Raw genomic sequence first — 13100 nt, forward strand, 5'->3', positions numbered from 1 at the left:
AGATCAAAACTTTATAGCGCTATCTGCTCCAGGGCTTTGGCGGCGATTTCTCGGGTCAGTTGCTCGGCCGGCAAGTGCCGGCCAAGGCGCAGCGCCTGGCCTGCCCAAAGATTGCTGAAATCGCTGTTGCCCTGGGCCTCGGTTATTGCCCGCAACGGCAACAAGGCGCCGCCCGCGAGCGGGAAGCGCGGAGCCAATTCACTCATCGGCCCCAGCTCCCGCATGATGCGGTTATTGATGCCCCGTGCCGGTCGCCCGGTGAACAGGTTGGTCAACGCCGTATCACTGGCCGACGCAGTATCCAGCGCCTGGCGGTGGGCAGGGGAGACCTTGGCTTGCGGGCAGAACAGGTAGGCGGTGCCGATCTGCACTGCGCTGGCACCCAGTGCCAGTGCTGCAACCAGTCCACGATGGTGACCGATGCCTCCGGCCGCGATCACCGGCAGGCGAACCGCATCGGCCACCTGAGGCACCAGGGCAAAGGTGCCTATCTGGCTGTTGATGTCCTCGCTGAAGAACATGCCGCGATGCCCGCCCGCTTCGTTACCCATGGCAATGATCGCATCGCAGCCATTGGCTTCGAGCCACAGCGCTTCTTCGACCGTGGTGGCGCTTGATAACACCTTGGCCCCGCTGGCCTTCACCCGTTGCACAAAGGAAGCTTCGGGCAGGCCGAAATGAAAGCTCACCACCTCAGGGCGCATCTGCTCGACCAGCACACAGCTCTGTTCATCGAATGGCGCCCGGTTGGAAACTGGCGTCGGGGCCGAGAAGTCGGCGCCGACTTCGGCATAGTACCTTTCAAGTGCCTGCTTCCAGCGAGCCTGTTGGGCGCTGTCGGGTACTGGAGGCAGGTGACAGAAGAAGTTCAGGTTCAGCGCAAGGCCAGGGCACGCCGAGCGGAAGGTTTCGATTTCCTCACGCACTTGCTCGCCAGTGAGCATGGCGCAGGGCAGGGCGCCAAGGCCTCCTGCCTTAGCCACTGCAATGGCCAGGGCCGAACCGCTGGCTCCGGCCATTGGCGCTTGGAGAATGGGCAGCTGGATGTTCAGCAAATCGAGGATACGCCGGTCGGGCCAGTTGCTCATGCGCTTCTCCTTGTGGCTGCTGCCTTACAACGCTTTGCTCACCTGGATGTCGCTGATCTTCTCGGCGTCATCGCCGTGGATCTTGCGCAAGGCTTGCATGGCCTGTTCGTGGGAAGCGTCTGCCATCACCGCAAAGTCCCAACGGCGTTGGCCGTCGAGTTTGTACTTGATGACGTATTTGATGTTCTGGGTCATGGCGTGCCTTATCCGAGTTTCGATGACGAGCGGCGGATGATCTTGATCTTGTGAGTCAGGTTCGGTTTGCGCGTGACCGAGATCGGCCGGCTTGTCACGGTATCGATGGTGATATTCCAGAAACCTGTGCTGGGTACAGTGATCTTGGCGGGAAAGCGCTCGAAATGACCACCGTGGTAGGTGTGCCGGCCGCCGTTCTTGAAGCTGCGGAAATTGGCGTCGTTCATCAGGCGAATGTTGCAGCGCTGGGAGCACTCGATGACGACGATATCGTCCTCGTTGAGATGCTCGCGCTGGTGTACGAATTTCATTGGGTGCTCCGCAAAAATGGGTTCTGCAAAGGCGAACGATAACACGATGTCGGTTGCCACGGCGGCGCCTGGTGGTGTCTGGCAGATAAAACGGCCAAAGCGGGGAGCAAAACTGCCTGGCTGTTGTCGTACGCACTCTTGTTAGTCGAGGTGCGGCAAATGAAGTGGATGGTGGCAGCAGTACTGCTGACCTTGGGAGGTTGTGCCAGCGTTTCTGAACTCGAGCAGTCTCACGAAACCCTGGATGTCATGTCGGGCAAGGCACCCCAGGAGTATGCCGATTGTGTGAAAGAGCATTTGGCAAACAGCCGTGATCCCCTGGTCGAGGAACCCAAGGGTGACGGCGTGCGCCTGATTGTCCCGCAGAAGTTCACTCCAGGCAGTGGCCCTGCGGCCTTACTGGACATCAGCAAGCGCGCCAATGGCAGCAGCATCAAGCTGCATGAGCGTCTGAGCAACTTCCCGCTGCGCTCTGGCGATGTGCGTAAGGCAGCTACCGAATGCATCTCAGGTAGTTGATCTAGCGCAACGGGTGCGCGGTTAGCAGGCATATTGCCAGCCCTTTGTCGGCTTGGGCGTTGTTGCGGATAACCTGGCAGGGCTAGTATCCATTTGCTTATGTTTTTTAAGCCTAAGCTTATAACAAAAGAAATGGAGATTCGTGATGACACCGTTAAGGCACGTCCTGATCGGCAGCCTGCTGATCCTGGCCTGGCCGGCGGCGCACGCCGCCGATGGCCAGAAAGTCTTTACCCAAGGCGGGGCCAATCCCCTCGCCATGGCCTGCCTGGGTTGCCATGGCCCCGACGGTAACGGGGTAGCCGCAGCAGGTTTTCCCCGTCTGGCGGGCCTACCGGCCGCTTACCTGAGCAAACAACTGCGAGACTGGCGCAGCGGCAGCCGCCAACAGCCGGTCATGGCGCCATTGGCCAAGGCCCTGAGCGAAGATGAGATCGAAGCGGTCAGCCGCTACCTGGCGGGCCTTCCAAGTCTGCCCGCGCTGGATGGGCGCCGCCAACAGATAGCCAGTAATCCTACCGAGCGCTTGGCCCTCTACGGTGACTGGAGCCGTCAGATCCCAGGCTGCGTTCAGTGCCACGGCCCGGGTGGCAGCGGAGTTGGTGAGCATTTTCCGCCCCTGGCAGGTCAGCCCGCCGCTTACCTCATGGCTCAGCTCAACGCGTGGCGCGATGGCAGCCGCAGCAACGACCCCAATCAGTTGATGGTAGGCGTGGCCAAGGCCATGACTGACGCCGAAGTGAAGGCCGTTGCCGAGTACTTCGCTCAACCCGCCAGCCAGGAGGCCAAGCCATGAGAATGCTCTTGCCAACATTGCTATTGCTGGCCACGGGTACGGCATCAGCCACTCAGGCGCCCATCGCCATGGACGACCAGTCGCAACTGAACGTTCCAGGTAGCCAGGCGACACCTCAATTCGCCCCACCTAGCGAAAACGATATTCCGGACAATGCCTTCGGCAAGATGGTCCGCGAAGGGCACGCGCTGTTCGTCGACACCCGCAGACTGATGCCTGAGGCTGTTGGTAACGGCATGAACTGCAGCAATTGCCATCTGGACCAGGGCCGGCTGGCGCATTCGGCACCGTTGTGGGGTGCCTACCCGATGTATCCGGCTTACCGAAAGAAAAATGACAAGGTCAATACCTTCGCCGAACGTATTCAGGGCTGCTTCCAGTTCAGTATGAATGGCAAACCTCCTGCTGCCGATAGCCCACAGATGACAGCCCTGTCTGTGTATGCCTACTGGCTATCGACCAAGGCGCCGACGGGAGTGGAGATCGCCGGGCGCGGCTACCCTGAGGTGCCGCAACCTAAAGGTGGCTACGACTTTGCGCGCGGCCAGCAGGTGTACCGCGAACAATGCGCCATCTGTCATGGTGACAACGGTGAAGGGCAGAAGGTGGCCGGCGAATACGTGATGCCACCGCTCTGGGGCAAGGACTCGTACAACTGGGGCGCCGGCATGCACCGAATCAATACCGCTGCATCGTTCATCAAGCACAACATGCCGCTTGGCAAGGCAGGTAGCCTGAGCGATCAGCAGGCCTGGGACGTGGCTGCCTGGGTCAACCGCCACGAGCGGCCACAGGACCCGCGCCTGGTGGAAGGCTCGGTCGAGAAGACAAGGTTGAAATTCCACGCCAATGACGGTATCAACCTGTATGGCCAGAAGGTCGAGGGGGTGCTGATCGGGCAGGGTAGCGGCAACTGAAGTGCTGCGTCGCCGGCCCCATCAGCCACACCTGAAAGGGCCGGTTGACGAGATGTTCACGATTATTCTGGAACTATCTACACTCAGTTGTCTCGTATATTGGCAGCAGTCGTCACAGGCAGGGCATTGTAAGCTGCATGCCGCCTGATTAGACTGCGCCGAATTCCACAGGCCTCGCCTTTGTTTAAGGATGTTTATGATCAAGAAATGCTTGTTCCCGGCAGCCGGCTACGGCACGCGCTTCCTGCCTGCCACCAAAGCCATGCCCAAGGAAATGCTGCCGGTGGTCAACAAGCCACTGATCCAGTATGGCGTTGAAGAAGCATTGGATGCCGGTCTGAACGAGGTCTCCATCGTCACCGGGCGCGGCAAGCGTGCCCTGGAAGACCATTTCGACATCAGCTATGAGCTGGAAAACCAGATCAAGGGCACCGACAAGGAAAAATACCTGGTCGGTATCCGTCGCCTGCTTGACGAGTGTTCGTTCTCCTATACGCGCCAGACCGAAATGAAAGGCCTGGGCCACGCCATCCTGACCGGCCGCCCGCTGATCGGTGACGAGCCGTTCGCGGTAGTGCTGGCTGACGACCTGTGTGTCAACCTCGAAGGCGAAGGCGTGCTGGCCCAGATGGTTGCACTGTACAAGAAGTACCGCTGCTCCATCGTCGCCATTCAGGAAGTCGACCCGCAGGAAACTAACAAGTACGGCGTCATCGCGGGTGAGGAAATCAAAGACGGCATCTTCCGTGTTGACTCCATGGTCGAGAAGCCGAAGCCTGAAGATGCCCCGTCGAACCTGGCGATCATTGGTCGCTACATCCTGACCCCGGACATCTTCGAAAAGATCGAGCAAACCGAGCCTGGTAAGGGTGGCGAGATCCAGATCACCGACGCGCTGATGAAGCAAGCTGCCGAAGGCAATGTGATCGCTTACAAATTCAAAGGCCGCCGCTTCGACTGCGGTGGCGCCGAAGGCTACATCGAGGCGACCAACTTCTGCTTCGAACACTTCTACAAGGCTGGCAAGGCGTACTGATTCGCCCTTGCTTGGACCAGAGCCATCCTTCGGGATGGCTTTTTTGTTTGCGGCGGCCTTCGGCGTTATGCTGAGCGCCAGCCAAGGAGACTGAATACATGGCCTACGATTTTGATCTGTTCGTGATTGGCGCCGGTTCCGGCGGTGTGCGTGCGGCGCGTTTCGCTGCTGGTTTTGGCGCAAAGGTGGCGGTGGCCGAGAGCCGCTATCTGGGTGGCACCTGCGTTAACGTAGGTTGCGTGCCCAAGAAACTGCTGGTGTACGGCGCCCACGTCGCTGATGAGCTGGAGCAGGCAGCTGGCTACGGCTGGACCCTGGAGGAGGGGCACTTCGACTGGGGCAAACTGATCGCCAACAAGAACCGCGAAATCGAGCGCCTCAACGGTATCTACCGCAACCTGCTGGTCAACAGCGGTGTCACCCTGCTTCAGGGCCATGCACGCATCACCGGCGCCCATGAAGTGGAGGTCGACGGCCAGCGCTACAGTACTGAGCACATCCTGATTGCCACTGGCGGCTGGCCTCAAGTGCCTGACATACCGGGCAAGGAACTGGCCATCACCTCCAACGAGGCGTTCTACCTCAAGCAATTGCCGCGACGCGTGCTGGTGGTCGGCGGCGGCTATATTGCCGTCGAGTTCGCCGGTATTTTCCAGGGCCTGGGTGCTGACACTACGCTGCTGTACCGCGGTGACCTGTTCTTGCGCGGATTCGATGGCTCGGTACGTACCCACCTCAAAGAAGAGTTGGAAAAGCGCGGTTTGAACCTACAGTTCAATGCTGACATCCAGCGCATCGACAAGCTTGATGACGGCACGCTCAAAGCCACCCTCAAGGACGGCCGTGAGCTGCATGCCGATTGCGTGTTCTACGCCACCGGCAGGCGCCCCATGCTCGACAACCTGGGCTTGGAAAACACCGGTGTCGAACTGGACGAGCGTGGCTTCATTCGCGTTGACGAACAGTACCAGACCACTGCGCCGTCAATCCTTGCCATTGGCGATGTGATTGGCCGTGTGCAGCTGACGCCGGTAGCCTTGGCCGAAGGTATGGCCGTGGCGAGGCGGCTATTCAAACCTGAGCAATACCGGCCAGTGGATTACCAGAACATACCGACTGCCGTGTTCAGCCAGCCGCCGATCGGCACCGTTGGCCTGAGCGAAGAGCAGGCACTGGAAGCCGGGCACAAGGTACAGATCTTCGAAAGCCGCTTCCGCGCCATGAAGTTGACCTTGACCGACATTCAGGAAAAAACCTTGATGAAGCTCGTGGTCGACGCCGATACCGATAAGGTGTTGGGCTGCCACATGGTCGGGCCGGATGCCGGCGAGATCATCCAGGGCCTGGGCATTGCCCTTAAGGCTGGCGCGACCAAAATGCAGTTCGACGAAACCATTGGCGTACATCCGACGGCTGCGGAAGAGTTCGTCACCATGCGCACGGCAAGCCGCTGATGCTATAAGCCCCATCGGCGGATTGCCGTCGATGGGGCTATGGTGCAGGTGCGCAATCCTTTGCTCAGCCGATTCCCTTCTATTAATAGTTAGCCGTTATAGCCAAAACCAATCACAAGCATGAGCTTTGCCAATGAGCCTTTATGGGAGTCAGCCGGTAGGATTCTATCCATCAACTGATTCCAACCCCATGAAGGAGTGTCTCTCATGCCAATCATCAACAGCCAAGTCAAACCGTTCAACGCCACTGCCTACCACAAAGGCGAGTTCGTTCAGGTCAGCGAAGCCGATCTGAAAGGCAAGTGGTCTGTGGTGTTCTTCTACCCAGCCGACTTCACCTTCGTTTGCCCCACCGAGCTGGGTGACCTTGCCGACAACTATGCCGAATTCCAGAAGCTGGGCGTGGAAATCTACGGCGTGTCGACTGACACCCACTTCACCCACAAAGCCTGGCACGATACCTCGGACACCATCGGCAAGATTCAGTATCCACTGATCGGTGACCCGACCCACGTGATTTCGCGCAACTTCGACGTGCTGATCGAAGAAGCCGGCTTGGCCGATCGCGGTACTTTCGTGATCAACCCTGAAGGCCAGATCAAAATCGTCGAACTGAACGATGGCGGTGTTGGCCGCGACGCAACTGAACTGCTGCGCAAAGTCAAAGCTGCCCAGTATGTTGCCGCTCACCCAGGTGAAGTATGCCCGGCCAAGTGGAAAGAAGGTGAAGCGACCCTCGCCCCATCCCTGGACCTGGTCGGCAAGATCTAAACCGATGAGCCTGCCGCGGGCGGTGATCAGCCGCCAAAGCTGAAGTACTCACCGCCCCGTAAAAGCGCCCGGGCGAACTCGCCTGGGCGTTTTTGTATCCGAGTTTTGAAAAAGGAATCGCCCGTATGTTGGACGCCACGCTTAAATCGCAACTGAAAACCTACCTGGAGCGGGTCACCCAGCCGATCGAGATTGTTGCCTCCCTCGACGACGGCGCGAAATCCCGCGAACTGCATGACCTGCTGGTGGAAATCGCCAGTCTGTCGAACCTTATCACTCTCAGCGCGGATGGAAGCGATGCGCGTCGCCCTTCGTTCTCGTTGAACCGTCCAGGGGGCGATATCAGCCTGCGCTTTGCCGGCATCCCCATGGGCCATGAGTTCACCTCGCTGGTGCTGGCGCTGCTGCAAGTAGGCGGCCACCCCTCCAAGGCCAGCGCCGAAATCATCGAGCAGATTCAGGCGCTCGACGGTGAGTTCAACTTTGAAACCTACTTCTCGCTGTCGTGCCAGAATTGCCCGGATGTGGTCCAGGCCCTGAACCTGATGGCGGTGCTCAACCCCAATGTACGCCATGTGGCCATCGATGGTGCGCTGTTCCAGGATGAAGTCGAGGCACGCAAAGTCATGGCGGTGCCAAGCGTCTACCTCAACGGTGAAGTCTTCGGCCAGGGCCGCATGGGCCTTGAAGAGATTCTTGGCAAGATCGACACCCAGGCAGGCAGCCGTCAGGCCGAGAAAATCAACGCCAAGGATGCATTTGACGTGCTGGTGGTCGGTGGCGGGCCTGCCGGGGCTGCCGCGGCTATCTACGCCGCCCGTAAAGGCATCCGCACAGGTGTCGCTGCCGAGCGTTTCGGCGGGCAGGTACTGGACACAATGGCGATCGAGAACTTCATTTCGGTGCAGGAAACCGAAGGGCCCAAGCTTGCCATGGCGCTGGAAGAGCACGTCAAGCAGTATGACGTTGACATCATGAACCTGCAGCGCGGTGAGGCGCTGATACCCGGTGCTGCAGGCGGTCTGCATGAAGTGCGCCTGGCAAGCGGCGCTTCCCTCAAAGCCAAGACTGTGATTCTTGCAACTGGCGCTCGCTGGCGTGAAATGAATGTGCCCGGTGAGCAGCAATACCGTGCCCGTGGCGTGGCTTACTGCCCGCACTGCGACGGCCCGTTGTTCAAAGGCAAACGTGTGGCTGTGATTGGCGGCGGCAACTCCGGCGTGGAAGCGGCCATCGACCTGGCCGGTATCGTCGCCCATGTGACGCTGATCGAATTCGACGGCCAGTTGCGTGCCGACGCGGTATTGCAACGTAAGCTGCACAGCTTGGCGAATGTCGAGGTGATCACTAGCGCGTTGACCACCGAGGTGGTGGGTGACGGCGAAAAGGTCAGCGGCTTGCGTTACAAGGATCGCACCACCGATCAGGTGCATGATTTGGCACTCGAAGGCATCTTCGTGCAAATTGGGCTGCTGCCGAACACCGATTGGCTCAAAGGTACCGTCGAGCTGTCGCCACGTGGCGAGATCATCGTCGACGCCAGGGGCCAGACCAGTGTCCCAGGGGTGTTCGCTGCAGGGGACGTCACCACTGTGCCGTACAAGCAGATCGTCATCGCGGTGGGCGAGGGCGCCAAAGCCTCGCTTGCGGCGTTCGACCACCTGATTCGCACTTCCGCACCCGCTTGAGCCATTGAAAGCAAAGCAAACCTGAAGGTGTCTATGCTTGAACAGGACACCTTCAGGAGCTTTACCATGACTCTGATCAGCCGCGAACCCTGGTGGCTAGTCCCGCCCAAGCCTGGGCAGGTCGAACAGGATCTGCACTGGGGTTACCTCGAGATTTACGCCGACGGGCGTACCGTATTCGTCGATCAACGCCCTAGCGAACAGGAGTTGGCCGAGCGCAAAAGCTGCCGTAACTTTCCAGACCCGGAACAGTAGCAGGCTCAACCCTCCAATTCGGCCAGTCGTGCCTCCAGCGCAGCAATGCGCGCTTCAAGCGCTTCGATACGTTCCTCCGATACACCGGCGCCGCTGCTGCGACCGCTGCCTTCCACTTGTCGCGCGGCCAGAATTGCCTCGATCTCTGCCGGGTCACCCAAGGCATGGGTGTAGCGGTCTTCCCGTTGCCCTGCCTGGCGTGGCAGGTGCAGCGCCAGGTTTCGTGAAATCAGGCGTTCAAGCTGATGCTGGATCTGCTCGGTGTCATCGAAGTCATGCAGACGGCTGCTTCGTGTTAGCAGTTCGTTGAGCGTTTGTGGCCCTCGCAGGAACATCAGCCCCATCAGCACCAGTTGAGCTGGCACCAGCTCCAGCGCCTTGTCCACCCGATGCTCCCAGCGGTCAGCACGGCTGCCCATCTGCAGGCGGGCCATGCCCTGGCCTTCCAGGGCGCGCAGCGCCTGGCCGACCTGGCCCTGGGACAGGTTCATCACCGGTTCCCGGCTGGTCTTCTGGTTGCAGGCCAGGACCAGGGCGTTGAGGGTCAGTGGGTAGCTTTCCGGGCTGGTAGCCTGCTTTTCGATCAGCGCACCGAGAATGCGGACCTCAATGTTACTCAAGCGGCCTTCGCCTGCGGGTTGATGTTCTGACATGGCCCTGTCTCATTGCTGGGGGAAGGCCACTAGCGTAGGTAATGCTGCGGTGCAAGGCAATCAGGGGCCGCTTGAAAGGGCCCCCATGCTCAAGCGCTGCTGCGCTCGTTGGCCAGGCAGGCCGCTGCTGTGAACAATACATCGGTGGAGGAATTGAGCGCCGTTTCGGCCGAATCCTGTAGCACGCCGATGATGAAACCTACGGCCACCACCTGCATGGCGATTTCACTGGGAATGCCGAACAGGCTGCATGCCAGCGGAATCAACAGCAGCGACCCCCCCGCAACGCCTGAAGCACCGCAGGCGCAGATCGCGGCCACCACGCTCAGCAGCACGGCCGTCGGCAAGTCAACCGCAATGCCAAGCGTGTGTACTGCCGCCAAGGTCAGCACGGTGATGGTGATCGCCGCGCCCGCCATATTGATGGTTGCGCCCAGCGGTATGGATACCGAATAGGTATCTTCGTGCAGGCCCAGGCGCTCCGACAGCGCCAGGTTGACGGGTATGTTGGCCGCCGAACTGCGGGTGAAGAATGCAGTGATGCCGCTTTCGCGCAAGCACATCAACGTCAGTGGGTAAGGATTACGGCGGATCTTCCAGAACACGATAAGCGGGTTCATCACCAATGCCACGAAGAGCATGCAGCCGATCAGTACCGCCAGCAGGTGCAGATAGCCAAGCAGGGCGCTCAAGCCTGACTCGGCCAGCGTCGAGCTGACCAGGCCGAAGATGCCAAGGGGAGCGAAGCGAATGACCACGCGTACGATCAGCGTGACGCCGTTGGACAGGTCCTCGACCACGGTTCGGGTATTCTGGCCAGCATGGCGCAGAGCGACTCCAAGGCCGATGGCCCAGGTCAGCACGCCTATGAAATTGGCGTTGAGCAGCGCCTTGATCGGGTTGTCCACCGCACTGAGCAGCAGGTTTTGCAGCACCTCGCCGATGCCCCCCGGTGCACTGAGGTCCGCCCCTGCGGCATTGAGCGCCAATGGCGAAGGGAACAGCATGCTGGCGACCACTGCCACGGCCGCGGCAGCGAAGGTGCCCAGCAGGTAGAGCCAGAGGATGGGGCGGATATGGGTTTCCTGGCCGTGACGGTGGTTGGCGATCGACGCCATCACCAAGATGAACACCAGTACAGGCGCAACGGCCTTCAGCGCGCTGACGAAAAGTTTGCCAAGAAAACCCACGTCAAGGGCTATAGAAGGCGCTAGCAGGGCCAGTGCGATACCGGCCACCAGGCCGATAATGATCTGGGTGACCAGGCTGGTGCGGTCGAGGAAGTGGAAAACAGGCGTCATGTGTAGCAGCGTCTCTAGTCTTGTAAGGGCGCGACTCTAGCATAATCAACCCGGTGCTTTTCGACGGCCCGCCGCTACCAGTGGAATAACTCCCGTCGTGCGCCCTCGGTGATCGCCACGATACCTGGGTGCTTGACCTTGCGCTCCACCGAAATGGCATAAAACGATTCTTGCACTGCCTCGGTCTGGCCAATCAGCTCCACACCATATTGGCGGCACACTTCATCGGCTATCACGCTGGGTGCAACGAACACCCCGCTACCAGACTGCCCAAAGGCCTGCATCAACGCACTGTCGTCGAATTCACCGATGATCCTAGGTTGGACCTGCTGATCCCCGAGCCAGCGCAGCAGGCGGCTGCGCACCACGGTTTCAGGCCCAGGAATCAGCAATGGGGCATCGTGCAGGCAGGCAGGGAAGGGGCCAGCATGTTGCCTGGCCAAGGCGGGCGTGGCGAAGAAGCTCAGGCCGCATTCGCCCAGCTTCTGACTGTAGCCTTTGATATCCAGGTGGCTGGGCATTGGGCTGTCGGAGATCACCAGGTCCAGGCGCTGGATCGCAAGGTCCGCCAGTAGCCGTTCCAGTTTGTCTTCCCGGCAATTGATGCGCAGGACCTCCTCCAATGCCATGGTCGGTGCCAGCAAGCGGTAGACGATGGATTTAGGCACCACATCCGCCACCCCCACCCTGAACAGAATCTGTTCTTGTGGGCCGGCCCTGAGAATGGCCTCCAGCTCGCCGCCAAGCTGGAACATCTGCTCGGCGTAGACCAGCGCCTGACGACCGGTCTCAGTCAGCTCCAACTGCCGGCCTACGCGCTGGAAAAGATCGAGCCCGTAGTTCTGTTCGAGCAGGGTGATCTGCCCGCTGATGGTTTGTGGCGTCAGGTTCAATTGGGTACTGGCCCGGGCGATGCTGCCGGTCTTGGCCACCACCCAGAAGTAATGCAGCTGGCGATAATTGAGCATGGGGCAAATCTGGATTCGGAAAAAACGAAGTATACACCCCGAAAATACGAATTTTCCTGAGGTTTAAGCGTCTTTAGAATGCCTCTGATCAGGCGCTTGGCGCCGTCGGTATTACGAAGTGAGGACACCATGCTGCATTTCAAATCCATTGGCACTCCCTTGGTACTAGCTCTGGCGCTGGTGGCCCTTGCCGGCTGCGACCAGGCTGAGAAGTCGGCCCAGCAATTGCTTGACCAGGCGGCGCAGTCGGCTAAACAAGCGATAGACGACACCCACAAAGCCGCCCAGCAAACCTTGAGCGATGCCATTGGCAGTGAGGGCCAGAAGCCCGAAAGCGGCAAGCCAAACACCTCTTCCCAAGAAATTTGACCCCAACCGCCGCTGCAGGATTAGAAAATGGAATATCTGCTGGAACTCGCTGCAAGCCCTACCGCCTGGATCGCTTTGGCTACCTTGGTGGCCATGGAAGTCGTCCTGGGCATCGACAACCTGATCTTCATCTCGATCCTCACCAATAAGCTGCCAGTGGAGTACCGCTCCAAAGCACGGCGTATCGGTATCAGCATGGCTTTGATCATGCGCTTGGCGCTGCTCAGCACAGTAGCCTGGATCGTGCAGTTGACCGACCCTGTGTTCGAAGTATTCGGCAATGCCTTCTCCTGGAAGGACATGATTCTGATCGCTGGCGGCCTGTTCCTGCTGTGGAAAGCCACGAAAGAAATTCACGAGAACGTCGACCCACACGGCGCCAAGGAAGAAGCCAAGGTTTCGTCGACAGTGACCTTGGGCTTCGCTGCGGCTATCTTCCAGATCTTGCTGCTGGACATTGTGTTCTCGGTCGACAGCATCATCACCGCCGTTGGCATGACAGAGCATCTGCCCATCATGATCATTGCCGTGATCACCGCGGTGATCGTGATGATGGTGGCTGCTGATCCGCTGGCCAACTTCATCAATGACAACCCTACCGTGGTCATGCTGGCGCTGGGCTTTTTGATCATGATTGGCATGACGCTGATCGCCGAAGGGTTTGGCGCTCATGTTCCAAAAGGGTACGTGTATGCGGCGATGGCATTCTCGACGGCGATCGAGGTGCTAAATATCCTGGCTCGCCGAGCACGCCTGAAGCGCGGCGCAGCTGAACGCTG

At 59.5% G+C, this 13100-nt stretch carries 16 protein-coding genes; 10 read left to right on the forward strand and 6 right to left on the reverse strand.

Annotated features, from left to right (window positions below):
• Positions 1-11: 11 nt before the first annotated feature.
• From ACK59H_RS09120 to ACK59H_RS09130, 3 genes are read right to left on the reverse strand one after another with little or no spacing between them, the layout of a single operon-like run.
• Entirely contained in the window at positions 12-1088 is a 1077-nt protein-coding gene (locus tag ACK59H_RS09120) for an NAD(P)H-dependent flavin oxidoreductase (protein ID WP_409264407.1), read from the reverse strand.
• A gap of 24 nt (positions 1089-1112) precedes the next feature.
• A complete protein-coding gene (locus ACK59H_RS09125; RefSeq protein WP_186478060.1) occupies positions 1113-1283 on the reverse strand; it encodes a hypothetical protein in 171 nt (56 codons plus the stop codon).
• A gap of 8 nt (positions 1284-1291) precedes the next feature.
• Positions 1292-1594, reverse strand: coding sequence for a DUF1883 domain-containing protein (locus ACK59H_RS09130; RefSeq protein ID WP_060479928.1), 303 nt, complete (start codon positions 1592-1594; stop codon positions 1292-1294).
• 159 nt (positions 1595-1753) lie between these two features.
• On the opposite strand from ACK59H_RS09130, the gene ACK59H_RS09135 reads away from it, so the two are divergent.
• The 8 genes from ACK59H_RS09135 (at position 1754) to ACK59H_RS09170 (ending at position 9030) form a co-directional block, all read left to right on the forward strand.
• Positions 1754-2113 carry a hypothetical protein gene (locus tag ACK59H_RS09135; RefSeq protein ID WP_060479905.1) on the forward strand — a complete coding sequence of 120 codons (360 nt, stop codon included), beginning with the start codon at positions 1754-1756 and terminating at the stop codon, positions 2111-2113.
• Positions 2114-2258: 145 nt separating this feature from the next.
• Positions 2259-2909 carry a c-type cytochrome gene (locus ACK59H_RS09140; RefSeq protein ID WP_060479904.1) on the forward strand — a complete coding sequence of 217 codons (651 nt, stop codon included), beginning with the start codon at positions 2259-2261 and terminating at the stop codon, positions 2907-2909.
• On the forward strand, positions 2906-3826 hold the full coding sequence (locus tag ACK59H_RS09145; protein ID WP_060479903.1) for a c-type cytochrome: 921 nt from the start codon (positions 2906-2908) through the stop codon (positions 3824-3826). The genes ACK59H_RS09140 and ACK59H_RS09145 overlap by 4 nt, the downstream gene beginning before the upstream one ends.
• 196 nt (positions 3827-4022) lie before the next feature.
• Positions 4023-4862 carry a UTP--glucose-1-phosphate uridylyltransferase GalU gene (gene galU / locus ACK59H_RS09150; protein WP_060479902.1) on the forward strand — a complete coding sequence of 280 codons (840 nt, stop codon included), beginning with the start codon at positions 4023-4025 and terminating at the stop codon, positions 4860-4862.
• 98 nt (positions 4863-4960) lie between these two features.
• On the forward strand, positions 4961-6316 hold the full coding sequence (gene gorA, locus ACK59H_RS09155) for a glutathione-disulfide reductase (protein WP_060479901.1): 1356 nt from the start codon (positions 4961-4963) through the stop codon (positions 6314-6316).
• A 207-nt stretch (positions 6317-6523) separates the two neighbouring features.
• On the forward strand, positions 6524-7087 hold the full coding sequence (gene ahpC / locus ACK59H_RS09160; protein ID WP_060479900.1) for an alkyl hydroperoxide reductase subunit C: 564 nt from the start codon (positions 6524-6526) through the stop codon (positions 7085-7087).
• Positions 7088-7212: 125 nt separating this feature from the next.
• Positions 7213-8775, forward strand: coding sequence for an alkyl hydroperoxide reductase subunit F (gene ahpF / locus ACK59H_RS09165; protein WP_409264408.1), 1563 nt, complete (start codon positions 7213-7215; stop codon positions 8773-8775).
• Between the two features lie 66 nt (positions 8776-8841).
• Entirely contained in the window at positions 8842-9030 is a 189-nt protein-coding gene (locus tag ACK59H_RS09170; RefSeq protein WP_186478064.1) for a hypothetical protein, read from the forward strand.
• 5 nt (positions 9031-9035) lie between these two features.
• On the opposite strand, the gene ACK59H_RS09175 is transcribed toward ACK59H_RS09170, so the two are convergent.
• The 3 genes from ACK59H_RS09175 to nhaR form a co-directional block, all read right to left on the reverse strand.
• Entirely contained in the window at positions 9036-9683 is a 648-nt protein-coding gene (locus tag ACK59H_RS09175; protein WP_060479899.1) for a YceH family protein, read from the reverse strand.
• Between the two features lie 89 nt (positions 9684-9772).
• Positions 9773-10984 carry a serine/threonine transporter SstT gene (gene sstT, locus ACK59H_RS09180; RefSeq protein ID WP_409264409.1) on the reverse strand — a complete coding sequence of 404 codons (1212 nt, stop codon included), beginning with the start codon at positions 10982-10984 and terminating at the stop codon, positions 9773-9775.
• A 74-nt stretch (positions 10985-11058) separates the two neighbouring features.
• Entirely contained in the window at positions 11059-11952 is an 894-nt protein-coding gene (gene nhaR, locus ACK59H_RS09185; RefSeq protein WP_060479897.1) for a transcriptional activator NhaR, read from the reverse strand.
• Positions 11953-12081: 129 nt separating this feature from the next.
• Here nhaR and ACK59H_RS09190 point away from each other — a divergent pair, with 129 nt between their 5' ends.
• Positions 12082-12321 carry a hypothetical protein gene (locus tag ACK59H_RS09190; RefSeq protein ID WP_060479896.1) on the forward strand — a complete coding sequence of 80 codons (240 nt, stop codon included), beginning with the start codon at positions 12082-12084 and terminating at the stop codon, positions 12319-12321.
• Positions 12322-12348: 27 nt separating this feature from the next.
• Positions 12349-13100: TerC family protein (locus ACK59H_RS09195; protein ID WP_060479895.1), on the forward strand; the 752-nt coding region annotated here is incomplete at its 3' end.

The organism is Pseudomonas sp. KCJK9000, from assembly GCF_046230725.1.
Classification (GTDB): Bacteria; Pseudomonadota; Gammaproteobacteria; order Pseudomonadales; family Pseudomonadaceae; genus Aquipseudomonas; species Aquipseudomonas promysalinigenes.

Bases quoted from the DNA above. Each gene is read 5' to 3' on its own strand.
- ACK59H_RS09120 (WP_409264407.1), bottom strand. From the start codon at position 1,088: ATGAGCAACTGGCCCGACCGGCGTATCCTCGATTTGCTGAACATCCAG.
- ACK59H_RS09125 (WP_186478060.1), bottom strand. From the start codon at position 1,283: ATGACCCAGAACATCAAATACGTCATCAAGTACAAACTCGACGGCCAA.
- ACK59H_RS09130 (WP_060479928.1), bottom strand. From the start codon at position 1,594: ATGAAATTCGTACACCAGCGCGAGCATCTCAACGAGGACGATATCGTC.
- ACK59H_RS09135 (WP_060479905.1), top strand. From the start codon at position 1,754: ATGAAGTGGATGGTGGCAGCAGTACTGCTGACCTTGGGAGGTTGTGCC.
- ACK59H_RS09140 (WP_060479904.1), top strand. From the start codon at position 2,259: ATGACACCGTTAAGGCACGTCCTGATCGGCAGCCTGCTGATCCTGGCC.
- ACK59H_RS09145 (WP_060479903.1), top strand. From the start codon at position 2,906: ATGAGAATGCTCTTGCCAACATTGCTATTGCTGGCCACGGGTACGGCA.
- galU (WP_060479902.1), top strand. From the start codon at position 4,023: ATGATCAAGAAATGCTTGTTCCCGGCAGCCGGCTACGGCACGCGCTTC.
- gorA (WP_060479901.1), top strand. From the start codon at position 4,961: ATGGCCTACGATTTTGATCTGTTCGTGATTGGCGCCGGTTCCGGCGGT.
- ahpC (WP_060479900.1), top strand. From the start codon at position 6,524: ATGCCAATCATCAACAGCCAAGTCAAACCGTTCAACGCCACTGCCTAC.
- ahpF (WP_409264408.1), top strand. From the start codon at position 7,213: ATGTTGGACGCCACGCTTAAATCGCAACTGAAAACCTACCTGGAGCGG.
- ACK59H_RS09170 (WP_186478064.1), top strand. From the start codon at position 8,842: ATGACTCTGATCAGCCGCGAACCCTGGTGGCTAGTCCCGCCCAAGCCT.
- ACK59H_RS09175 (WP_060479899.1), bottom strand. From the start codon at position 9,683: ATGTCAGAACATCAACCCGCAGGCGAAGGCCGCTTGAGTAACATTGAG.
- sstT (WP_409264409.1), bottom strand. From the start codon at position 10,984: ATGACGCCTGTTTTCCACTTCCTCGACCGCACCAGCCTGGTCACCCAG.
- nhaR (WP_060479897.1), bottom strand. From the start codon at position 11,952: ATGCTCAATTATCGCCAGCTGCATTACTTCTGGGTGGTGGCCAAGACC.
- ACK59H_RS09190 (WP_060479896.1), top strand. From the start codon at position 12,082: ATGCTGCATTTCAAATCCATTGGCACTCCCTTGGTACTAGCTCTGGCG.